Origin of the sequence: Marinovum sp. PR37 (genome assembly GCF_028807375.1) — a bacterium.
Taxonomy (GTDB): domain Bacteria; phylum Pseudomonadota; class Alphaproteobacteria; order Rhodobacterales; family Rhodobacteraceae; genus Marinovum; species Marinovum algicola.
Map to the genome: position 1 here is coordinate 1 of NZ_JARAML010000036.1, position 20,160 is coordinate 20,160.

Here is a 20,160-nt window from a genome sequence, read left to right on the forward strand (position 1 = left end):
TCACCGGGACATACGAGCAGGCGGTTCAAATCGGGCGGTTACGTTGCGCCGATGGCCAAGCCCGGCTAAACCCGCGCCCCATGAGCGAGACAAAACACCCATCAGGCGCGCCCTGGCGCAATTTTTACGGCCGGTTCAAGGGCAAGGGCCTGCGCAAGTCGCAGGAACGCTATCTGGACGAGGACCTGGCCGCGCTGTCGCCCGGCCCGGTCGGCTGGGACGAGAACCCCGACCGCGCGCCGCTGGACCTCGGGGCGCTGTTCGGCGGCCGCGATCTCTGGCTGGAGATCGGCTTCGGCGGCGGCGAGCATCTGGTGCATCAGGCGGCCGCCAATCCCGACGTCGGCATCATCGGCGCCGAGCCCTACATCAACGGCGTCGCCATGCTTCTTGGCAAGGTGCGGCAGGCCGGCGTGGACAACCTGCGCATTCATCCCGGCGATGCCCGCGATCTGTTTGACGTGCTGCCGGAGCGTTCGGTCTCCAAGGCCTTTCTGCTCTATCCCGATCCCTGGCCCAAGAAACGCCATCACCGCCGCCGCTTCGTGACGCCGGAGCATCTGGCGCCGCTGTCGGCGCTGATGAAGCCCGGCGCGGAGTTCCGCGTCGCGACCGATATCCCTGATTACGTGCGCCAGACGCTGGAGCAGGTGCCGCGGCACGGTTTCGAATGGCTGGCCGAGCGGCCCGAGGATTGGCGCCGGCCCTGGGAGGACTGGATCTCCACCCGCTACGAGCAGAAGGCGCTGCGCGAGGGCCGGGTGCCCCATTATCTGACGTTTCGGAAGACCTAGGCGGGCTGTATGGCCGACGCGGCTTGGCGGGGTTTCCCCGCGCGCGCCGGACCTGATCCGGCGCCTCTCCCTCGGGCCCGGCGGTGGGGGCCCGGGGCAGGCCGGGGACGGTGGCGCAGCGGCGACGGGCAGTTTTCCTCCGGGCGCTTCCGCCGCGGGATGGACCCCCCTCAACCCGCTTGCTATGAGGGCGCGAGCGATAACGAAGGAACCCGCCCATGTCCGGCCACGGCACGCCCATTCCAATGATTTCCACGCCCTGCGGCCCGCTGTCCGGTATCGCAGAGGTGCCCGGCGACAAGTCGATCTCGCACCGTTCGCTGATCCTGGGCGCTATGGCGGTGGGCGAAACCGTGGTGACCGGGCTGCTCGAAGGCGAGGACGTGCTCGACACCGCCAAGGCGATGCGCGCCTTCGGCGCCGAGGTGATCCGCGATGACGATGGCACCTGGCATGTGCACGGCGTCGGTGTCGGCGGCTTTGCCGAACCCGACCAGGTGATCGATTGCGGCAATTCCGGCACCGGCGTGCGGCTGATCATGGGCGCGGCGGCGACCTCGCCGATCTCGGTCACCTATACCGGCGACGCCAGCCTCAACAAGCGGCCCATGGCGCGGGTGACCGATCCGCTGGCGCTCTTCGGCTGCCAGGCGGTCGGCCGCTCCGGCGGGCGGTTGCCGATGACGCTGGTGGGCGCGGCAGAGCCGGTGCCGGTGCGCTATCAGGTGCCGGTGCCGTCGGCGCAGGTGAAATCCGCGGTGCTGCTGGCCGGGCTGAATGCGCCGGGCCAGACCGTGGTGATCGAGAAGGAAGCCACCCGCGACCACACCGAGCGGATGCTGGCCGGTTTCGGCGCCGAGATCACCACCGAAGAGACCGACGAAGGCCGGGTCATCACCCTGACCGGCCAGCCCGAATTGACGCCGCAGGTGATCGCCGTGCCGCGCGATCCCTCGTCGGCGGCCTTCCCGGTCTGCGCGGCGCTGATCACCCCCGGCTCGGACGTGCTGGTGCCGGGCATCGGGCTCAATCCGACGCGCGCCGGTCTCTTCACCACGCTGCAAGAGATGGGCGCCGATCTGACCTACGAGAACCAGCGCGAGGAAGGCGGCGAACCGGTGGCCGATCTGCGTGCGAAATATTCGCCCGACATGAAGGGCATCGATGTGCCGCCGGCGCGCGCCGCCAGCATGATCGACGAATATCCGGTGCTGTCGGTCGTGGCCGCCAATGCCACCGGCGTGACCAACATGACCGGCGTCAAGGAACTGCGCGTCAAGGAAAGCGACCGGATCGAGGCGATGGCCACCGGCCTGCGCGCCTGTGGCGTCACGGTCGAGGACGGGCCGGACTGGTGGCGTGTGACCGGGCAGGGGCCGGGAACGGTCAGCGGCGGGGCGACCTGCGCCAGCCATCTCGACCACCGGATCGCCATGTCCTTCATGGTTCTGGGGATGTCGACCAGGCAGCCGGTGCGGGTGGATGACGGCACGCCGATCGCCACCTCCTTCCCGATCTTCGAACCTCTGATGGCACAGCTTGGCGCCGACGTGCGCCGCGAGGCGTAATCCGGCAGCGGAAAGGACGAATATTCATGGCGTTTACCATTGCAGTCGACGGCCCGGCGGCCTCTGGCAAGGGCACGATTTCCAAGGCGCTGGCGCGACAGCTGGGCTATGCCCACCTCGACACCGGGCTGCTCTATCGCGCGGTTGGGCGCCAGGTGCTGGACGGCGCCGACCCGCTGGCGGCGGCGCAGGCCTTGACCGCCGAGGCGCTGGACGATCCGAGCCTGCGCACCCCCGAGGTCGCTCAGGCGGCCTCGAAGGTGGCGGTGCTGGGCGATGTCCGCGCGGCGCTGGTGGATTTCCAGCGCGCCTTCGCCCGCCGCGATGGCGGGGCGGTGCTGGATGGCCGCGACATCGGAACGGTGATCTGCCCCGAGGCCGAGGCCAAGCTCTATGTCATCGCCAGCGCCGAGGTGCGCGCCGAGCGGCGCTTCAAGGAGCTGACCGGCAAGGGCATCGAGACCACGCTGGAGACGGTGCTCGCCGATGTCCGCGCCCGCGACGAGCGCGACATGGGCCGCGCCGAGGCGCCGCTGAAGCCGGCCGAGGATGCGGTGCATATCGACACCACCGCGATGGACATCGAGGCCGCCATCGCCGCGGCGCTGGGTGCGGTCCGGGCCCGGCAGGAGGCCAGCGCATGAGCCGCCCCACACGCAAGATCGCCGGCGCCGAGGTTTCGGCCATGGGGGTGGGCGCCATGTCCTTTGCCGAGTTCTACGGGCCGACCACCGAGGAAAACTCCTGGGCGGTTCTGGATGCGGCGATGGAGTTGGGCGTGACCCATATCGACACCTCCAACGTCTATGGCATGGGCCGGTCGGAAGAGGCGATCGGCGCCTATCTGCGCCGCAACATTGCGGCGCGCGAGGTGTTCCACATTGCCACCAAGGCGGGGATTTCCAAGGACGCCGCGGGCAACCGCTGTTTTGACAATTCGCCGGAGCATCTGGAGGCCGAGCTCGACCGCAGCCTGTCGCGCATGGGGATCGAGGCGGTCGATCTGTTTTACGTGCACCGGCGCGAAGAGGCCCGGCCGATCGAAGAGGTGACCGCGACGCTGGTCGCGCTGCGCGACAAGGGCAAGATCAAGGGTTTCGGCTTTTCCGAGATCGCGCCCGCCTCGTTGCGGCGGGCGGCCGCCGTGGCCCCGGTGGCGGCGGTGCAATCGGAATATTCGCTGGCGACCCGCGCGCCCGAACTGGGTCTGGTGCAGGAATGCGCCCGCCAGGGCACCGCGCTGGTGGCCTTTTCGCCGCTGGGCCGGGCCTTTCTCACCGACCGGCCGATCGAGGCCGAACGGGTGCCGACATTAGCCTGGATGAAGAGCAATCCGCGCTTTCTCTCGCCCAATTACGAGGCCAATATCGCCGCGACCGACCGGTTCCGCGCCCTGGCGGCCGAGATGGGCGAACCGGCGGCGGCGCTGGCGATTGCCTGGCTTCTCGCGCAGGGTCCGCACATCCTTCCGATCCCCGGCACCCGGTCGGTTGCGCATTTCCGCGAATGCGTGCGCGGCACCGAATTGGCGCTCTCGACCGAGGATCTGGCCCGGATCGAAGAGGCGCTGCCGGTGGGCTGGGCCCATGGCGACCGCTACAGCGTCGGGCAATACGTCGGGCCCGAGCGGTATTGCTGAGCCGATGAGCGGCGATTTCGCCTCCCTGCGCCTGCCCGCGCATATGCAGCGCAGCTCGGTGCTGGCGGCGAAATACCAGCCCGAGGGCTATCTCGCGGCGCTCGACCGTGAAACGCTGTGGTATGATGCGATCTGGTCGGAGGGGCGGCTTTTCCTGGTCTGTCCGCCGCTCAACAATTTCCGCACGGCCTTTCGCAAGGCGGTGTTTCGCGGCGATGACCGGGTTCTGAAATTCCGCCGGTTGCGGCGCTATGCGCGCCACGAGGTGGCCGAGTTGGATGCGCCGAACTGTCCCGCGGAGATTTCGGTGCTGCTTCAGGGCTGGACCGGCACCAGCGGCGTGAGCCGCGCCGCGCATACGGAGTTTGCCGGGCTGAACACGGCGTTCGTGATGTCCCGCGACAATCCCATCGAGTGGCTGGTGACCCATGCGCGCTATCACCGCGACGCCCATGGGCTCGAGGCGCTGATCGTGATGGACAATGGCTCGACGGCCTACGGCATCGCCGAGTTGCGCGCGGCGCTGGAGGGGGTGGGGCTGTCCCGGCTGACAGTGCTGGAAGTGCCGTTCAAATACGGGCCGGTCGGGCGGAAGCCTTATCGCCGAACCGAAAAATATATGCAGACGGCGCTGTTCAACGTGCTGCGGCTGCGCTTTCTGGGGCAGGCCCGGGCGGTGCTGAATTGCGACGTCGACGAGCTGATCGTGACCCGGGGCGAGAGCGTGTTTGATGCCGCCTGCGCCGCGCGGCTGGGCTTCGTTCAGGTGGCGGGGCATTGGGTCTATCCGGCGCCCGGCGCGGAGGGGCCGTTCAGTCACGCCGATCACAGCCACACAGCCGCGCCGCCGCGCCCCTGTCCGCCGAAATGGTGCCTGGTGCCCTCGGGGCGGCTGGGCGGGTTCAGCTGGGATGTGCACGGGATGGAACGGTTGCCCTTCCTGCGCCGCCGGACCCATGCCGACCTTTCGTTTCTGCATTGCCGCAGCCTGACCACAGGCTGGAAAAGCCTCAAGCGCGATCAGGTGCCGCAGGACACCGTGCCGGACCCCGAGGCGGCGGTGGCGGCCGAGGTGCTGCGCGGGTTGCCCGGGCAGGGCTGACCCGCCCGGCCGCGCCGGCGAAGGGCCTTGAAACTCGGGGCGCAGAGGTGTAAGGACGCCCCGTCGACAAGGCGATAAACGCCGTAGAACAAGAGATCGGGCAGGGTCGGGCAATTTCTCCGGCCCTCTTTCGTTTTGCGGAGGCCCGCGTGACCAAAGCTCCGTCGAGAGGCGGCGCATCATGTAAGACCGGTGGAGACAACCACCCGGCCAGAATAGTGACTTGAAAAAGGAACCAACCGCCACATGGCAAACACATCGATGGAGGAATTCGAAGCCCTCCTGAATGAAAGCTTCGAAATGGACACCCCCGAAGAGGGCTCTGTCGTCAAAGGCAAGGTCATCGCGATCGAAGCGGGCCAGGCCATCATCGACGTCGGCTACAAGATGGAAGGCCGCGTCGAGCTGAAAGAATTCGCGAACCCCGGCGAACAGCCCGACATCACCGTCGGCGACGAAGTCGAAGTCTTCCTGCGCGCGGCTGAGAACGCCCGTGGCGAAGCCGTCATCTCGCGCGAGATGGCCCGCCGCGAGGAAGCCTGGGACCGCCTGGAAAAAGCCTATGCCGACGACCAGCGCGTCGAAGGCGCGATCTTTGGCCGCGTCAAAGGTGGCTTCACTGTCGATCTCGGCGGCGCCGTGGCCTTCCTGCCCGGTTCGCAGGTCGATGTGCGCCCCGTGCGTGATGCCGGCCCGCTGATGGGTCTGAAGCAGCCGTTCCAGATCCTCAAGATGGACCGTCGCCGTGGCAACATCGTTGTCTCGCGTCGCGCGATCCTCGAAGAGAGCCGCGCCGAACAGCGCGCCGAAGTCATCGCCAACCTGGCCGAAGGTCAGGCAGTCGACGGCGTGGTCAAGAACATCACCGAATACGGCGCCTTCGTCGATCTGGGTGGTGTGGACGGCCTGCTGCACGTCACCGACATGGCATGGCGTCGTGTGAACCACCCCTCGGAGATCCTGTCGATCGGCGAGACCGTGAAGGTCCAGGTCATCAAGATCAACAAGGAAACCCACCGTATCTCGCTCGGCATGAAGCAGCTTCAGGAAGATCCGTGGGATCTGGTGGCCGCCAAGTACCCGCTGGAATCGGTGCACCAGGGCCGCGTCACCAACATCACCGACTACGGTGCATTTGTTGAGCTGGAGCCCGGTGTCGAAGGTCTCGTTCACGTCTCGGAAATGTCCTGGACCAAGAAGAACGTGCACCCCGGCAAGATCGTTTCGACCTCGCAGGAAGTCGAAGTCATGGTGCTCGAGATCGACCAGGCAAAACGCCGTGTCTCGCTTGGCCTCAAGCAGACCATGCGCAACCCCTGGGAAGTCTTTGCCGAAACCCACCCCGAAGGCACCGTCGTCGAAGGCGAAGTCAAGAACATCACCGAATTCGGTCTGTTCGTTGGCCTGCCGGGCGAAATCGACGGCATGGTTCACCTGTCGGACCTGTCCTGGGACGAGCGTGGCGAAGACGCGATCCAGAACTACCGCAAGGGCGACGTGGTGCAGGCCGTGGTCTCCGAGGTCGACATCGACAAGGAGCGTATCTCGCTCTCGATCAAGAACGTCGGCGGCGACAAGTTTGCCGATGCGATCGGCGGCGTGAAGCGCGGCTCCGTGATCACCGTCGAAGTGACGGCGATCGAGGATGGCGGCATCGAGGTGGAATACGAAGGCATGAAATCCTTCATCCGCCGCTCCGACCTGTCGCGTGACCGTGCCGAACAGCGCCCCGAGCGCTTCTCGGTCGGCAACAAAGTCGACGTCCGCGTCACCAACGTCGACAGCAAGAGCCGTCGGCTCGGCCTGTCGATCAAGGCACGCGAGATCGCCGAAGAGAAAGAGGCCGTGCAGCAGTATGGCTCCTCCGACTCCGGCGCATCGCTGGGCGACATCCTCGGCGCGGCCCTGAAGGGCGGCGACGAGTAAGCCTCGCGCTGATCCGAACTCGGAAAGCCCCGGTGCCTTGCGCCGGGGCTTTTTCTTTGCCCGCTTCGGCGGTGCCACGGGCCGGGCCCGGCCAGGCGCCTGCGCGAAAAATCGCAGCGAATCAAAGGTCAGGGTTGACAGGCCGGCAATCCCCGGCTGCTGCCGATTTGCCGCCCGTTTGTGCGCGCGGCCGCCCCGGAATGCAAAAAAATCGCGAATTTTCAGGGAGTTTGCCCCTCGCGCATGTTTGCGAAACACGACAATCTATCTATAGTCGCGAATGTGAGACTTCACGCGCGGACCGGTTCAGGGGGGATGGCGCACATGATCAGATCAGAACTGATCCAGAAACTTGCGGATGAAAACCCGCACCTCTATCAACGCGATGTGGAGCGCATCGTAAACACCGTGTTCGAAGAGATCACCGGCGCCATGTCGCGCGGCGATCGGGTCGAACTTCGGGGGTTTGGTGCCTTCTCGGTGAAAAAACGCGATGCGCGCACCGGACGCAACCCGCGCACCGGCGAAGCGGTTGAAGTCGAGGAAAAGCATGTGCCGTTCTTCAAGACCGGCAAGCTGCTGCGGGATCGTCTGAACGGAAAGTAAAGTCACACCATGCGGTACATCAAATACGCCTTTCTGGCGATCGTGGCCCTGGCGCTGGTTGCCGTGGCCGTGGCCAACCGGGATATCGTCACCCTGACGCTGCTGCCCTCGGGGCTGGCGGCGCTGGCCGGCATGAACCAGGCGATCGATCTGCCGCTCTTTGTGGTGATCATTGCCGGGGTGGCTGCCGGCCTGTTGATCGGCTTTGTCTGGGAATGGCTGCGCGAGTTCAGGCAGCGCGCCGAAAGCGCCCGCAAGGACCGCGAGATCAAGGAGCTCAAGCGTCAGCTCCGGCGTCTTCGGGCCGAGAAGCATGCGGGCGAGGACGAGGTGCTTGCCCTGCTCGACGAGGCAAGCTGACCGACCGCGCATGAACGATGTCCGCACCAAGATTTGTGGCCTGACACGGCCGCAGGACGTGGCCGCCGCCGCCGCGGCCGGAGCCAATTACCTCGGCTTCAACTTCTTTCCGAAATCGCCCCGCTACCTCGACATTCCCAGCGCCGGGCAACTGGCGTTGGATGTGCCGCCGGGGATCGCCAAGGTCGTTCTGGTGGTGAACCCCGACAACGCGCTGCTTGATGCCATCACCGGCGGCATGCCGCTCGATATGATTCAGCTGCACGGGCAGGAGAGCCCCGAGCGGGTGACCGAGATCAAGGCGCGCTACGGCCTGCCGGTGATCAAGGTGCTGGGCGTGGCCGATGCGGAGGACCTGCCGCCGCTGGAGGCTTACGGCCGGGTCGCCGATCAGCTTCTGGTGGATGCCAAGCCGCCGAAGAACGCTGAATTGCCAGGCGGCAACGGGCTGACCTTTGACTGGCGGCTGATCGCCGGGCGGCGCTGGCCGGTGCCCTGGATGCTGGCGGGCGGGCTGACGCCCGACAATGTGGGCGACGCCATCGCAATGACCGGGGCGACCCAGGTCGACGTGGCCAGCGGCGTGGAAAGCGCGCCGGGTATCAAGGATGCCGAAAAGATGGCCGCCTTTGTCCGCGCCGCCAATGCGCCCCGAAACGTGCCGCCCAAGCTGCGCTAGGCGGGCACGGTCGGGAATCCCTGACTGGATTATTTTCACCAAGTCTTGCATGATCTCCATGCGCAGGCGGCCTGAACGGAATTACCCGTTCATTCCCGGCGGCCGGCGCATGATATTTCGAGGTGATAAAATGCAAAGATTTTTCAAGGCCAACAAGGCCGCAGCCCGCCGGGCGCGGCTCGCGGTCGAGCGCAGGCTGCTCCCGGCCGGCTATCCGGGGTTTCAGGCCACGCCCGGCGACATGGACTGGCAATCAGAGCTCTGGGTGCGGATGTTTGTGGACATGTCCTACTGCGTGTTCTCCGAAAGCGGCATGATGTTTGCCCGGCGCGGCGTGACCGATGACGGCCAGATGATCTGGCTGGTCAAGCACATCCAGCGGCCGCTGGCGTTTCACGCGGTGGCGCATGATCCGGCGCAGGCCTTTGCCTGCGCCAGAGAGGCCTGGGCCGCCTGCGACGCCTTGCGGGAACGGCGGGCCGAGATCCGGGCGCTCTGCCGCGATCTGCTGATGGGCCGCGCGCGATTCGATGTCACGGTCGAGGATGCCGCCGCCGCGCCGCTGTCGTCGGTCGAGGTGCGGTTCTTCCTGCGTCGGATGGGGCTTTCGCGGCGGCGCCGGATATCGGGCCGTCTGGCGGCGCTGATCGCGCTGATCGAACCCCAGGTGGGCATCGTGGTCTGGACCGCATTTCGCCGCCAGACCCAAGGCCAGGAAGTGACCCGCGCCGCGCTGGCCTGACCCGGGTGTCTCACAGCGCGCGCGTCATCTCGATCGCGACGGCCTGTTCGGAAAAGCCGACAAAGCGATAGCTGTCTTCGGGCAGCGCTTCGCGCAGGGCCTTGTATTCATGATGGCGCCAGCCGGGATAGCCGTAGAGCTCGTCGAAGAGCAGCACCGAGCCCGCCACCAGCCGCGGCCTGATCTGCGCGAGCACGAAGGCGGTGGGCGTATAGGTGTCCATATCGAAATGCGCCAGGGCGAAAGGCGTTTCGCCCTGCTGCACCAGCCAGCCCGGCACGGTGTCCTGCACCCAGCCCTTGACCAGCGTCACGTTGCTGCGCACTTCCGGCAGCACGCCGTCGAGATTGTAGCGCCCGGCCTCGCCACCCCGGGAATGACCGGTCCAATCCTCTTCCAGCCCCTCGAAGCTGTCGAAGCCGGTCACATGGCCGCCCTCGGGCTCCAGCATCCGGGCGAAGAGGTTGATGCCATGGCCGCGCCAGACGCCGAACTCGGCATAGAGCCTCCGGGCGCCATGGGTGGCCAAGGCCTGCTTGGCGCAATACTTGCGAAGCCCGGCCTTGCGCGGAAACAGCATGGCGCCGGTCATCGCCTCGCGAAAGGTTTCGAAGCTGTCGCGCACTGCGTGCTCTTGCAACAGCGTGAGCGGCGTCATGCGCTCGGGCTGGTCTTCGCTCATCCGGCAACCTGCAAGACGATCTTGCCGATATGGCCGCCGGCCTCCATCCGGGCATGGGCGGCGGCGGCGTCAGCCAGGGCAAAATCGCTGTCCATCACCGGGCCGATGCGGCCGGTGTCCAGAAGCGGCCAGACCTCGCGGTGCAGATCCTCGGCAATCCGCGCCTTGGCCAGATCGCTCTGCGGCCGCAGGGTCGAACCGGTGATCGTGAGCCGGCGTGTCATCAGCGGGGCAAAGTTGACCTCGGTCTTGGGGCCTTGCAGAAAGGCGATCTGCACCAGCCTCCCGTCCTCGGCCAGGCTCTTGAGATTGCGCACGATGTAGGGGCCGCCCACCATGTCGAGGATCAGGTCGGCCCCGCCCTCGGCGCGCAGCACCTCGACAAAATCCTCTTCGCGATAGTTGATCGCCCGTTCGGCACCCAGATCGGCGCAGGCGCGGCATTTCTCGGCCGATCCGGCGGTGGCAAAGACCCGCGCGCCAAAGTGCTGCGCCAGCTGGATCGCCGTCGTGCCGATGCCGGAAGAGCCGCCGTGCACGAGAAACCGCTCGCCGGCCTGCAAGCCGCCGCGCCGAAAGACATTCGACCAGACCGTGAAATAGGTCTCCGGCAGACAGGCGGCCTGTTTCAGCTCCATGCCCTTTGGGATCGGCAGGCAGTGGGCGGCCGGTGTCGCCACATATTCGGCATAGCCGCCCCCGGGCAGCAGCGCGCAGACGCGGTCGCCCACCTCCCAGTCGCTGACATTGGTGCCGATGGCCACGATTTCGCCCGAAGCCTCGAGACCCGGCAGGTCGCTGGCCGAGGGCGGCGGCGCGTAAGAGCCGGCGCGTTGCAGCGCGTCGGGACGGTTGACCCCGGCCCAGGCCACGCGGATCACCACCTCGTTGGGGCTCGGTTCCGGCACCGGGCGCTCGGTGAGTTGGAGAACATCCGGCCCGCCGGGGGCGGTGATTTCCACCGCCTGCATCATCTTGGTCATCTCGTGTCCCTCAATGTTCGGTATCTTGTGGCCGCCAGCGCCCGGGAAAGCCTGACGGCGGTTTCGGCGCCCGCAGGCGCGACAGCAGCATATCCGGTCCGGCCATGAGCTTGGACAGAACCGGGTTACCGCGGGCCTGCGCCTTGACCTTCTCGACCTGCATCACGTTGTCGATTCTGCGGTCGAGAAACTCCCAGGTCGCATGGTGGTCGGGCGTGTCGTCGCCCAGCCAGTAGAGCACCGTGGCGCTGTAGACCGCGCTCAGCGTGGCCCGCTTGGTGTACCAGTTGACGTCGTCTGATGTGTCGCCGAGCGCGGTCCAGATCGCATCGGCGGTGTTCCAGATCGCGCGGGCGCCTTCGGGCGCATGGTTGGGCAGGGAAAACAGCGTCATCCCGCGCCGCACCAGCTCCCTGTCTTCGACCGCCTCGAGCCGGGCGCGAACGGCAAAGGCGATGCGGTCGCGAAAGCGCATCGCCGAGAGGTCGGCCTGCTCGATCCGCGCGATCATCGCGCAGTCGCCCTTGCGGTGATAGGCCAGCGCCAGATCCACCGCGCCGCGCGGATAAAGCGCGCGGGCCACCGTTTCGTTGACTTCGCTCTGCGCGATCGCTGCGCGAAAGGCGGGTTCGCTCCAGCCGTCAAAGGGCACATGCGAGGTCATTGCCGCCAACAGCCTGTCTTCCACCGGGGTTTGCGTCATCTCTGGATCTCCTGTCGGGCCGAGGTTATCGCGCCCGGCGCGGCAGCGAAAGCCGCATCCTGCGCCGCTTGGGCCGACTGGCCATCGCTGCCTGGCGGCGGCGGTGGCGGGCGGACCGCTGACCTGGATTGGCCTCTTCCCGCGTCAGGCGGGGAATAGCTCAACCATGCGAGGGCGGGGCTTGTTCCCTGCTGCAAGCCAGCCAGCGGCTGCGGCACCGCGCCACTGGACAAAGCGGGGTGGGCTTGTTATATGGCGAATTCCTGCAATTTCCTTGCAACTCAAACTTAGAAAGGTGGTGAAAACCACATGCAGGTTAGTGTTCGCGACAACAATGTCGATCAGGCGCTTCGTGCCCTGAAGAAAAAGCTGCAGCGTGAAGGCGTATTCCGCGAAATGAAGCTCAAGCAACATTTCGAGAAGCCGTCCGAGAAAAAAGCGCGCGAGAAAGCTGAAGCGATCCGCCGTGCCCGGAAACTGGCGCGCAAGAAAGCCCAGCGCGAAGGTTTGCTCTGAGCAACCCAGCTTTGGACACAAGAGAATTGGACCCCCGGGCGTGCGCTTCGGGGGTTTTTCTTTGTCCGGTGGCTGGCGCGGCTGGACGCAGACGCAAAGGGCCGGCCTCCGTCGGGAGGCCGGCCCTTGCTCAATGCCCGGGCGTCAGGCGCCGGGCGCAATATGGCTGGCGTTATTCGAAACGCGCCTGAATGCGTTGGCGTTTGTCGCCTTCGCTTGCGTCGCTGGACAGGATGTTCAGGATCACGGCGACTTCCTCGTCACCGATGCGCGCGAGATCGGCAAGCGTGACCTCGGGCGCAAAGGTCCGAATCCTTGCCAGGTTGGTCTGGTTGACGAAATCGCTCGTCGCTTCGGCGTTCATCATCATCGAGTCGTCGCCCTCGAAGAGCGCGCGCACGGTGGAGCGTTTGTCCCCGCCATCTTCACCGGACGAGATGGTATTCAGGATGCCGGCGATCTGTTCGTTTTCCATCGCCTGGAGATCCGCCAATGTGGCCTCGGGCACATACGCCTGAATTTTGGCCAGGTTGGTCTCGTTGGCGAATTCGCTGGTCGCCATGCTGTCCATATCCATTGCGCTGGAGTCTTCGAACAGCGAGCGCACGGTCGAAGCCTTGTTGCTGCCCGAGTCGCCCGAGCTGATCGCGTTCAGGATCACCCGGATTTCGGTATCGGTCATGGCCTGAAGGTCGGCCATGGTTGCTTCGGGCACGAAATTCTGAATCGCCAGCAGGTTCTGCTCGGTCGCTTCGATGGTGGCGGCGGTCGCACCGGACGCACCGGCGAGAACGATGGCGCTTGCGTAGAGAATGCGTTTCATGTCTTGTCCTTTCGGTAAACGGCCCAGAGGACCGGAACTTGGTTACTCGTTTGGCGGCCGTTGAGTGCCACCAGCCCACCACGAACTGGCGCGCTCGGCGCCGGTCTCAATGCAAATGCCGCCAAAGCCCGGTAAACAAAATGTTTGTGGCCGTGTTCGGAATCTGCGCTAGACAGGGATAATGCGCTGATTTTGAAAGGAAACGCGGCTCTCACCGTTGCGATATCGATAAGTTTTGGCAAGAGAGCTATTGCGTTCGGACGGGCAACCCGAGGCCGGGCTAAACCAGTATCCCGAAACTAGAAAACCGGCCCGAGGGGCCGGTTTTTGGGGCTGTTCTGCCGGGGGAGTTCCGGCAGAACGGCAATCGAGGGCAGGGGGTCAGCCTGCGTTGTTGACCAGCGAGCGCACGGTCGAGGTGACTTCGCTGCGCGATTCATCGGAGTTGATCGCGTTCAGGATGACGAGGATCTGGCGCTCGGAGAGTTGCGACAGGTCAGCGTTCGGCGCGTATTGCTGGATGGTGCGTTCTGCCACGGAGTTGGCCACGGTTGCAGCCGATGCGGTGGTGGCAGCCCCTGCCAGAACGAGAGCGGTGATTGCGATGATGTTTTTCATTGTCGTTTCCTCAGTTCAATGGTGCCCGTCTGGGCGTTTCTGTTCGAAGTAGGTGGTCGCCTCCGACACCAATCAAACTGGGGGATACCGCGGCGGTTCTCAAATCACGCTCTGGCTCACGCCGGCTCACCAACTTGTGGACTTGAAACTTGCACAACGGCTTCCAAGGGGGTGAAAACAAGCGGTTTTTCACGATCTGGTGGCACAGACGGGAGACCGGAGCGTGAACCGAAAGGCCGGAAAGCCGGCTGTCATGAGGCGTAAACATTATTTGTGCACTCATGCACATGGAATTCTGAAATAACTTCTCACGGCGCGGTGACGCGCAGCGACGGAAGGTGAGCGTCGGCACGTTATATATTGTCGGTGTCGCGGGTCTCCGGCAGAAAAATCGGGGTTGATTTCGAATCTCGCCGGTAGTATCCGGTCACCCGGCCACAGGGGTATAGCTCAGCTGGTAGAGCGACGGTCTCCAAAACCGTAGGTCGCGGGTTCGAACCCTGCTGCCCCTGCCATTTTTCCATGACATGCGATGCACGGACCGGTCCGAGCGAAGTGCGCCAGGCGTTGGCTTGCACTCGACCGGAGCGGCCACTACGCTGAAAATCTGAGCAGCGCGAAGGAATTGCCGCGACATTGCCCGCTCAGGTTGCGGTCTTTTGGCGCCGGAATTGACTCCACCCGGCCGAAGGGCGTCAATCCTCGGCAAAGGCTGACCGCCCGAGGTAATCAAGAGGAGATCACCAGCGCATGGCGTCCCCCTCCGCCACATTCTCCACCCGACTGACCAAGCTGGTCCAGGAAATCTATCCCGATCTCGACGCGCATATCCTGTCGAGCCAGATCATCGAGGCCTTCTGGCCCGACGACGCCCACCGCCGCAAACGCGGCCGGGTGCCGTCGAACAAGCTCTGGTCGGAACATGACGCGGTGCTGATCACCTATGGAAATTCGATCGTCGACGGTCAGCACAAGCCGCTCGACCTGCTGCATGATTTCCTGCTGCGCAAGATGAAGGGCGTGGTCAACGGCGTGCATATCCTGCCGTTCTTTCCCTATACCTCCGACGACGGTTTTGCCGTCACCGATTATCGCGCGGTCAATCCCGAACTGGGCGGCTGGGCCGATATCCGGCGCATCGCCGATGAATTCCATCTGATGTCCGATCTGGTGCTGAACCATGTCTCTTCGCAAGGTCCTTGGTTCAATGCCTACCGGCAGGGGCAGGCGCCCTATGATCGCTATTTCTTCGAGGCCAGCCCCGAGGACGACCTGAACGAAGTGGTCCGCCCGCGCACCACGCCGCTGTTGCAGGAGATCGAGACGCCGCAAGGCCCGCGCCATGTCTGGTGCACCTTCAGCCACGATCAGGTCGATCTCGATTTCCGCAATCCCGAGGTGCTGATCGAGATGCTGCGGATCATTCGCCTGCATATCGACAATGGCGTGCGCATCCTGCGGCTCGATGCGGTGGCCTTCCTGTGGAAGGAGATCGGCACCTCCTGCATCCACCTGCGCCAGACCCATGCGGTGGTGCAGCTGATGCGGCTGCTGTGCGATTTCGCCACCGAGACAGTGGTGCTCCTGACCGAGACCAACGTGCCCCGGACCGAGAACCTGAGCTATTTCGGCAACCGCAATGAGGCGCATGTTGTCTACAACTTCCCGCTGCCGCCGTTGATCCTGCATGCGATGCAATCCGGCAGTGCCCGCTTTCTGCACCGCTGGCAGACCGCGATGCCGCCGGCGCAACTGGGCTGTGCCTATCTCAACTTCACCGCCAGCCATGACGGCATCGGCATGCGCCCGGCGGACGGCGTGTTGCCGGCGCAGGAAAAGGCACGCATGATCGAGACGGCGCAGGCCGCCGGCGGGCTGGTCTCGATGCGCTCGCTGCCTGGCGGCGGCCAGGAGCCCTACGAACTGAACTGTGCCTTCTTCGAGGCGGTGCGCCGCACCTTCAAGGGCGAAGACGAGCATCACATCGACCGTTTCCTCTGTTCCCAGACCATCGTCATGTCGCTCGAAGGCATCCCGGCCTTCTATATCCATTCGATGCTGGCCACACCGAACGATCACGAGGCGGTCGCGCGGCGCGGCATGAACCGGGCGATCAACCGGCATCGCTGGGATTACCCGACGCTATTGGAGAAGCTCGACGATCCCGAGAGTACAAGCTCCGAGGTCTTGCGGCGGATGTCCGAGCGGCTGAAGCTGCGTGCCCGGCAGACGGCTTTCCACCCCAATGCCACCCAGTTCACCCTGTCGCTGGACGAACGTGTTTTCGGCCTCTGGCGGCAGAGCCTCGACCGCGACCAGTCGATCTTTGCGCTGCACAATGTCAGCGACGAAGAGTTGCGCGTCTCGCCCACGGCGGTGAACCTGATCGAAGGCGAGACCTGGCTCGATCTGCTGACAGGCGAAGAGATCGACGCCAACGGCGAAGATATCGTCTTTGCACCCTATCAATGCCGCTGGATCACCAACCGCTGGTAGGGGGGCGCCTCAGGCCGGGTCGAATTCGGCCTCGTCCTCAGAGACGGCAGTGCGCAGATCAGCCAGGAAGCTCGGGTCTGCGGCGTGGACGCGGTGCCAGGTGGGGATAAAGGGCGTCTCGTGCGGATTGTCGAGAAAGACCTGACCGGCCGAGATGATGTTCTCGGCAAACAGTTCGATGCTCTTTTCCTCGCGATGCCGGTCAAAGCTGAGCCCGTTCATCGTCGCGTCATTGGCGTAGCTGTCGAGCAGGTCGAGCGCCGTGCGGTAATAGGTGGCCTTGAGCGTGCGAAAGACATTGGGTGTGAACACGGTGCCATCGGCCGCCAGCTTGCGGAAGATCGCCTTGCAGATGTCGGTCGACATGCGGCTCAGCCCCTTGCTGGCATCCTCGGGCGAGAGATCCTGGTGCTTGTGGTCATAGGCGTCCGAGATCTCGACCTGACAGACCGATTTCGGCGCCAGGTTGCGCCAGGCCTCCGACAACGTGCCGATCTCCAGCCCCCAGTCCGAGGGAATGCGCAAGTCGGGCAGGATCGGCGTGCGCATGGCAAACTCGCCCGAGAGTGGATATCGGAAGGAGCGCAGGTAGTCGATATAGTCGCGGTCGCCGATCACCTTTTTCAGCGCGATCAGGATCGGCGATACCAGCAGCCGCGTGACCCGGCCGTTCAGCTTGTCGCCGCCGATTCGAGGGTAATAGCCCTTGGACATCTGGTAGGGGAACGACGGGTTGGCCACCGGATAGACCAGCCGCGCCAGCATCTCGCGTTCATAGGTCAGGATATCGCAATCGTGCAGTGCCAGCACTGCGCTGTCGGCACAGGCGATGAGATAGCCGATCGAGGACCAGACGTTCTTGCCCTTGCCCTGTTCCTGCGGCGCCAGCCCGTGGCGCGTCAGCCTTGCATCCAGCGCCTGCATCCGCGGGCTGTCGTTCCAGATCACAGTATGGGTCTGCGGCAGCCGGTCAAAGAACTTGCGGGCATGGCGGTATTCGGTCTCGTCGGCGCGATCGAGACCGATGATGATCCGGTGCAGGTAGGGCACATGCGAGAGCTCTTCGAGGATGTGCGGCAGCGCCGTGCCTTCAAGCTCGGAATAGAGCGACGGCAGGATCAGCGAAATGCGCCGGGTCTGGGCATAGGTGGTCAGCTCGTATTCGAGATCGTGCAACTCGCGGGTGCGCAGATTGTGCAGGGTGGTGATATTGCCGTTCTGGTGGAAATCAGCCATCTGAAGGCGCCTCTTTGTTGTGCTTCACGTCTTGTACTAGGGCCAGCACGGCGGCGTTCCAGCCCTCCGGTCCCGGCGTTTCGGCGCGGCGCACCCGGCCGCTGTCCTCGCCCGGCAGGCGCGGCAGGGGGCGACTGTGCGGGTTGGGGATGATGACGCCGCGATCGGCCGCTTCCAGCATTTCGATGTCGTTGGGCGCATCGCCGAGCGCCAGCGTCATTCGCGGCGTGTATTGCGCGATCAGCGCCGCCATCTGGTCGGCCTTGGTCTGACCGTGGGAAAACGTGAGAAACCTGCCGCCGCGCCGGGCGTGCAGTCCGGCCTTGCCGGCGCTGGCGAGAAACTTCTCCAGCCCGGCCGGCGTGCCGGTCCAGCGCCCCGGCTCGCTGAATTCGCGGCGCCGGGCAAGGGCGGCCTGCGCGCGCGGCAACCCGGTGACACGGGCGACTTCGGCGTCGCTCATGTCGCCAAAACCGTCGAAGGCGCAAAACCCTTGCGGCAACTGACGCAGGGTTTTCCGGATGGCGCGATAAACGCTGTCGTCAAAGCCCTCCTCGGCACCCGCCGCAAGCAGCCCGGCGCCGTTCTCGACGATGGCGGGCCAGCCGGCGAGGCCGAGTGCCGCGCGCAGCGGTGCCACCTCGGCGGCAGTCTTGCTGGTGGCGAGAACCACGCCGGCGCCGATCTCTGCCAGCGCGGCCAGCGCGGCCCGGGCGGGGGCGAAGGAATAGCTTTCGTGATCGAGCAGGGTGCCGTCGAGATCGGAGAACACGAGAAGGGGCAGGGCGCGAGTCATGCTCAAAGACTAGGCAGCCGGCAGCCAAGGCGCCACAGATGGCGGGTGTCTCTGGCGCGTAATTGACCGTCGCTGCCTAGAAAACAGGCAGGCCTCGCCGGCAAAGCCGGTGCGGCGGACCTTGAAATCTGTCGGCGAGGCGCGTAAGTCGCCCCCTGACCCTTGCAAGGACAGACCAATGGCAATGACCAACCCCCTTCAGTTCATTCAGCAGGTGCGCGCCGAGATCGCCAAGGTCGTCTGGCCCACCCGCCGCGAAGTGCTGCTGACCACGGTGATGGTATTCATCATGGCGACCCTGACGGCGATCTTCTTTGCCATCGTCGATCTGCTGATCCGCGGCGGGCTTCAGGCTGTCCTGAACATGTTCGGCTGACCTCCCGCTCCCGCGCCGCGCAGCGGCCGGGGCATGTCAGCTGCCAGCCGATCCGGGCCTTACGCCCGGGAGGCTGGGTATTCCATCAGGTCAAGGAGGTCCCATGGCAGATCTGAAGAGTTCCGCAACGCGCAATCTGGCCCATTACCGCGAGATCCACCGCACCGATCCGCGGTACGGCCGCTCGTCGCAAAAGCTGGTCGGGCTGATCGCCGATGCGGTGCGCGCCGGTCAGGCCACCACCCCGGGTTGGCAGCCGAAGACGCTGCTGGATTTCGGCTGCGGCAAATCGCAGGCGGCCGAGCGGGTGGCAAAAAAGTTGGGGCTGACGCATTACCTTTATGATCCGGCCATTCCCGGCCTCGAGACGCTTCCGGTGGCGCAGGCCGATCTGGTGATGAATACCGACGTGCTCGAGCATCTCGACGAGACCGAGGTGGACCTGCTGATCTCGGACGTGCGCGGGCTGACCGATCATGCCTATTTCAATATTGCCACGGCACCGGCTTCCAAGGTGCTCGACAGTGGCGAGAACGCGCATGCGACGGTGCAGCCGCCGGAGTGGTGGCAGGCCCGCATTGCGACGCATTTTCCCACCGTGGTACGGCTGCCGGCGGCCAAGAACCGGGTGAGCTTTGCGACCTGGCAGATCTCTGAAAAGGAGATGCGCCGGGTGGTGGCCGGCGACATGTGGCGCCGCAAGGACCGGATCAAGGCCGTCATGTATCGGCTCGGGCTGGGGTAAGCCCCCTTGAAATCGTTCCGATGGGGCAGTAAACAGCCGCCATCCCAAGACATCTGGCGCGTGGCGATTCGGTTCACGCGCCGATTTTTTGTTTCCGGGACTCATGCCGGGCCAGGCCCATGGCAATGAACAAAAACGCTTTCGGTCGGGCAGGCCGGGTCAACGCAAGGTGAGCGCCAGATGGCAAAACGGTGGTATTCGGTCAGCGTCCTCTCGAACTTCGAGAAGAAGATTGCCGAACAGATCAAGCAAGCGGTGGAAGAGCAGGGGCTCGAGGATCAGATCGAAGAGGTTCTGGTGCCCACCGAAGAGGTGATCGAGGTCCGCCGTGGCAAGAAGGTGACAACCGAACGCCGCTTCATGCCGGGCTATGTGCTGGTGCGGATGGAAATGTCGGACCAGGGCTACCACCTGATCAACTCGATCAACCGCGTCACCGGTTTCCTCGGCCCGCAGGGCCGCCCGATGCCGATGCGCGATGCCGAGGTTGAGGCGATCCTGGGCCGTGTTGCCGAAGGCGAAGAGACGCCGCGCACGCTGATCCACTTCGAGGTCGGCGAGAAGGTCAAGGTCTCGGACGGGCCGTTCGAGGATTTCGACGGCATGATCGAAGAGGTCGACGAGGACAACCAGCGCCTCAAGGTGTCGGTCTCGATCTTTGGCCGGGAGACGCCGGTGGAACTGGAATTCACTCAGGTCTCGAAACAGGGCTGAGGGAGCGGTGGGTTGAACACCCACCCTGCGGGCCGCAAGGTCCGTTCGTTCGTGGG

General features: G+C 64.9%; 22 protein-coding genes and 1 tRNA gene. 16 read left to right on the forward strand and 7 right to left on the reverse strand.

The features are described from left to right. Positions 1 to 80: 80 nt before the first annotated feature. The 10 genes from trmB to PVW49_RS21540 all read left to right on the forward strand — a co-directional run bounded on the left by trmB (position 81) and on the right by PVW49_RS21540 (position 9,416). Positions 81 to 794 (forward strand): tRNA (guanine(46)-N(7))-methyltransferase TrmB, encoded by a 714-nt coding sequence (gene trmB, locus PVW49_RS21495; RefSeq protein WP_074840297.1) that lies wholly within the window; start codon positions 81 to 83, stop codon positions 792 to 794. A 218-nt stretch (positions 795 to 1,012) separates the two neighbouring features. Beyond that, a complete protein-coding gene (aroA, locus tag PVW49_RS21500) occupies positions 1,013 to 2,362 on the forward strand; it encodes a 3-phosphoshikimate 1-carboxyvinyltransferase (protein WP_274591542.1) in 1,350 nt (449 codons plus the stop codon). 26 nt (positions 2,363 to 2,388) lie between these two features. Then, positions 2,389 to 3,006: a (d)CMP kinase gene (locus PVW49_RS21505; protein ID WP_274591543.1), complete on the forward strand. Its 618-nt coding sequence runs from the start codon at positions 2,389 to 2,391 to the stop codon at positions 3,004 to 3,006. After that, positions 3,003 to 4,001, forward strand: a complete 999-nt coding sequence (locus PVW49_RS21510) for an aldo/keto reductase (RefSeq protein ID WP_274591544.1) — start codon at positions 3,003 to 3,005, stop codon at positions 3,999 to 4,001. Before PVW49_RS21505 ends, PVW49_RS21510 begins: the two co-directional genes overlap by 4 nt. Positions 4,002 to 4,005: 4 nt before the next feature. After that, a complete protein-coding gene (locus PVW49_RS21515) occupies positions 4,006 to 5,103 on the forward strand; it encodes a hypothetical protein (protein WP_274591545.1) in 1,098 nt (365 codons plus the stop codon). A gap of 246 nt (positions 5,104 to 5,349) precedes the next feature. Beyond that, positions 5,350 to 7,029 (forward strand): 30S ribosomal protein S1, encoded by a 1,680-nt coding sequence (rpsA, locus tag PVW49_RS21520; RefSeq protein ID WP_048532974.1) that lies wholly within the window; start codon positions 5,350 to 5,352, stop codon positions 7,027 to 7,029. Positions 7,030 to 7,353: 324 nt separating this feature from the next. Next, on the forward strand, positions 7,354 to 7,635 hold the full coding sequence (gene ihfB / locus PVW49_RS21525) for an integration host factor subunit beta (RefSeq protein WP_048533965.1): 282 nt from the start codon (positions 7,354 to 7,356) through the stop codon (positions 7,633 to 7,635). 9 nt (positions 7,636 to 7,644) lie between these two features. Next, positions 7,645 to 7,995, forward strand: a complete 351-nt coding sequence (locus PVW49_RS21530) for a LapA family protein (protein ID WP_048532973.1) — start codon at positions 7,645 to 7,647, stop codon at positions 7,993 to 7,995. A gap of 10 nt (positions 7,996 to 8,005) precedes the next feature. Then, the gene (locus tag PVW49_RS21535) at positions 8,006 to 8,674 is read left to right on the forward strand and encodes a phosphoribosylanthranilate isomerase (protein WP_074840266.1); all 669 of its coding nucleotides are present in this window, start codon (positions 8,006 to 8,008) and stop codon (positions 8,672 to 8,674) included. Between the two features lie 130 nt (positions 8,675 to 8,804). Then, a complete protein-coding gene (locus PVW49_RS21540; protein ID WP_274591546.1) occupies positions 8,805 to 9,416 on the forward strand; it encodes a hypothetical protein in 612 nt (203 codons plus the stop codon). Positions 9,417 to 9,426: 10 nt separating this feature from the next. On the opposite strand, the gene PVW49_RS21545 is transcribed toward PVW49_RS21540, so the two are convergent. Genes PVW49_RS21545 through PVW49_RS21555 form a run of 3 tightly spaced genes read right to left on the reverse strand, consistent with a single transcriptional unit; the run spans position 9,427 to position 11,784 of the window. Further along, positions 9,427 to 10,098, reverse strand: coding sequence for a class I SAM-dependent methyltransferase (locus PVW49_RS21545; protein WP_274591547.1), 672 nt, complete (start codon positions 10,096 to 10,098; stop codon positions 9,427 to 9,429). Further along, positions 10,095 to 11,081, reverse strand: a complete 987-nt coding sequence (locus tag PVW49_RS21550) for an NAD(P)H-quinone oxidoreductase (RefSeq protein WP_048532967.1) — start codon at positions 11,079 to 11,081, stop codon at positions 10,095 to 10,097. Before PVW49_RS21550 ends, PVW49_RS21545 begins: the two co-directional genes overlap by 4 nt. Positions 11,082 to 11,091: 10 nt before the next feature. Continuing rightward, positions 11,092 to 11,784 carry a COQ9 family protein gene (locus PVW49_RS21555; protein ID WP_274591548.1) on the reverse strand — a complete coding sequence of 231 codons (693 nt, stop codon included), beginning with the start codon at positions 11,782 to 11,784 and terminating at the stop codon, positions 11,092 to 11,094. 309 nt (positions 11,785 to 12,093) lie between these two features. Between PVW49_RS21555 and rpsU the strand changes: the two genes are divergently transcribed. Further along, positions 12,094 to 12,300 (forward strand): 30S ribosomal protein S21, encoded by a 207-nt coding sequence (rpsU, locus tag PVW49_RS21560; RefSeq protein ID WP_005614280.1) that lies wholly within the window; start codon positions 12,094 to 12,096, stop codon positions 12,298 to 12,300. 172 nt (positions 12,301 to 12,472) lie between these two features. Here the strand turns inward: rpsU and PVW49_RS21565 are convergent, their stop codons facing one another. Continuing rightward, on the reverse strand, positions 12,473 to 13,123 hold the full coding sequence (locus tag PVW49_RS21565) for a hypothetical protein (RefSeq protein ID WP_074840272.1): 651 nt from the start codon (positions 13,121 to 13,123) through the stop codon (positions 12,473 to 12,475). Positions 13,124 to 13,504: 381 nt separating this feature from the next. Next, entirely contained in the window at positions 13,505 to 13,741 is a 237-nt protein-coding gene (locus PVW49_RS21570) for a hypothetical protein (RefSeq protein WP_048532963.1), read from the reverse strand. 439 nt (positions 13,742 to 14,180) lie between these two features. On the opposite strand from PVW49_RS21570, the gene PVW49_RS21575 reads away from it, so the two are divergent. Next, positions 14,181 to 14,256 (forward strand) — tRNA-Trp (locus PVW49_RS21575). A gap of 235 nt (positions 14,257 to 14,491) precedes the next feature. Then, positions 14,492 to 16,237, forward strand: a complete 1,746-nt coding sequence (locus tag PVW49_RS21580; RefSeq protein WP_074840274.1) for a sugar phosphorylase — start codon at positions 14,492 to 14,494, stop codon at positions 16,235 to 16,237. A gap of 9 nt (positions 16,238 to 16,246) precedes the next feature. Here the strand turns inward: PVW49_RS21580 and PVW49_RS21585 are convergent, their stop codons facing one another. Together PVW49_RS21585 and PVW49_RS21590 are read right to left on the reverse strand one after the other, a co-directional pair. Beyond that, on the reverse strand, positions 16,247 to 17,473 hold the full coding sequence (locus tag PVW49_RS21585) for a glycosyl transferase (protein ID WP_074840276.1): 1,227 nt from the start codon (positions 17,471 to 17,473) through the stop codon (positions 16,247 to 16,249). Continuing rightward, positions 17,466 to 18,269, reverse strand: coding sequence for an HAD-IIB family hydrolase (locus PVW49_RS21590; protein ID WP_074840278.1), 804 nt, complete (start codon positions 18,267 to 18,269; stop codon positions 17,466 to 17,468). The genes PVW49_RS21585 and PVW49_RS21590 overlap by 8 nt, the downstream gene beginning before the upstream one ends. A 178-nt stretch (positions 18,270 to 18,447) precedes the next feature. Between PVW49_RS21590 and secE the strand changes: the two genes are divergently transcribed. From secE to nusG, 3 genes are all read left to right on the forward strand, one after another. Further along, the gene (secE, locus tag PVW49_RS21595; RefSeq protein WP_048532958.1) at positions 18,448 to 18,645 is read left to right on the forward strand and encodes a preprotein translocase subunit SecE; all 198 of its coding nucleotides are present in this window, start codon (positions 18,448 to 18,450) and stop codon (positions 18,643 to 18,645) included. Positions 18,646 to 18,748: 103 nt separating this feature from the next. Next, positions 18,749 to 19,390: a hypothetical protein gene (locus tag PVW49_RS21600; protein WP_048532956.1), complete on the forward strand. Its 642-nt coding sequence runs from the start codon at positions 18,749 to 18,751 to the stop codon at positions 19,388 to 19,390. 180 nt (positions 19,391 to 19,570) lie between these two features. Next, positions 19,571 to 20,104 (forward strand): transcription termination/antitermination protein NusG, encoded by a 534-nt coding sequence (gene nusG / locus PVW49_RS21605; protein ID WP_048532955.1) that lies wholly within the window; start codon positions 19,571 to 19,573, stop codon positions 20,102 to 20,104. The last annotated feature ends 56 nt before the right edge of the window (positions 20,105 to 20,160 follow it).

Excerpts from the sequence above, each read along its gene's own strand:
- PVW49_RS21600 (WP_048532956.1), top strand. The coding sequence starts at position 18,749 with ATGGCAGATCTGAAGAGTTCCGCAACGCGCAATCTGGCCCATTACCGC.
- PVW49_RS21565 (WP_074840272.1), bottom strand. The coding sequence starts at position 13,123 with ATGAAACGCATTCTCTACGCAAGCGCCATCGTTCTCGCCGGTGCGTCC.
- PVW49_RS21570 (WP_048532963.1), bottom strand. The coding sequence starts at position 13,741 with ATGAAAAACATCATCGCAATCACCGCTCTCGTTCTGGCAGGGGCTGCC.
- PVW49_RS21550 (WP_048532967.1), bottom strand. The coding sequence starts at position 11,081 with ATGACCAAGATGATGCAGGCGGTGGAAATCACCGCCCCCGGCGGGCCG.
- aroA (WP_274591542.1), top strand. The coding sequence starts at position 1,013 with ATGTCCGGCCACGGCACGCCCATTCCAATGATTTCCACGCCCTGCGGC.
- PVW49_RS21585 (WP_074840276.1), bottom strand. The coding sequence starts at position 17,473 with ATGGCTGATTTCCACCAGAACGGCAATATCACCACCCTGCACAATCTG.
- PVW49_RS21505 (WP_274591543.1), top strand. The coding sequence starts at position 2,389 with ATGGCGTTTACCATTGCAGTCGACGGCCCGGCGGCCTCTGGCAAGGGC.
- PVW49_RS21535 (WP_074840266.1), top strand. The coding sequence starts at position 8,006 with ATGAACGATGTCCGCACCAAGATTTGTGGCCTGACACGGCCGCAGGAC.
- rpsU (WP_005614280.1), top strand. The coding sequence starts at position 12,094 with ATGCAGGTTAGTGTTCGCGACAACAATGTCGATCAGGCGCTTCGTGCC.
- rpsA (WP_048532974.1), top strand. The coding sequence starts at position 5,350 with ATGGCAAACACATCGATGGAGGAATTCGAAGCCCTCCTGAATGAAAGC.
- PVW49_RS21590 (WP_074840278.1), bottom strand. The coding sequence starts at position 18,269 with ATGACTCGCGCCCTGCCCCTTCTCGTGTTCTCCGATCTCGACGGCACC.
- PVW49_RS21530 (WP_048532973.1), top strand. The coding sequence starts at position 7,645 with ATGCGGTACATCAAATACGCCTTTCTGGCGATCGTGGCCCTGGCGCTG.
- PVW49_RS21545 (WP_274591547.1), bottom strand. The coding sequence starts at position 10,098 with ATGAGCGAAGACCAGCCCGAGCGCATGACGCCGCTCACGCTGTTGCAA.
- ihfB (WP_048533965.1), top strand. The coding sequence starts at position 7,354 with ATGATCAGATCAGAACTGATCCAGAAACTTGCGGATGAAAACCCGCAC.
- PVW49_RS21580 (WP_074840274.1), top strand. The coding sequence starts at position 14,492 with ATGGCGTCCCCCTCCGCCACATTCTCCACCCGACTGACCAAGCTGGTC.
- PVW49_RS21510 (WP_274591544.1), top strand. The coding sequence starts at position 3,003 with ATGAGCCGCCCCACACGCAAGATCGCCGGCGCCGAGGTTTCGGCCATG.
- PVW49_RS21555 (WP_274591548.1), bottom strand. The coding sequence starts at position 11,784 with ATGACGCAAACCCCGGTGGAAGACAGGCTGTTGGCGGCAATGACCTCG.
- nusG (WP_048532955.1), top strand. The coding sequence starts at position 19,571 with ATGGCAAAACGGTGGTATTCGGTCAGCGTCCTCTCGAACTTCGAGAAG.
- PVW49_RS21540 (WP_274591546.1), top strand. The coding sequence starts at position 8,805 with ATGCAAAGATTTTTCAAGGCCAACAAGGCCGCAGCCCGCCGGGCGCGG.
- secE (WP_048532958.1), top strand. The coding sequence starts at position 18,448 with ATGGCAATGACCAACCCCCTTCAGTTCATTCAGCAGGTGCGCGCCGAG.
- trmB (WP_074840297.1), top strand. The coding sequence starts at position 81 with ATGAGCGAGACAAAACACCCATCAGGCGCGCCCTGGCGCAATTTTTAC.
- PVW49_RS21515 (WP_274591545.1), top strand. The coding sequence starts at position 4,006 with ATGAGCGGCGATTTCGCCTCCCTGCGCCTGCCCGCGCATATGCAGCGC.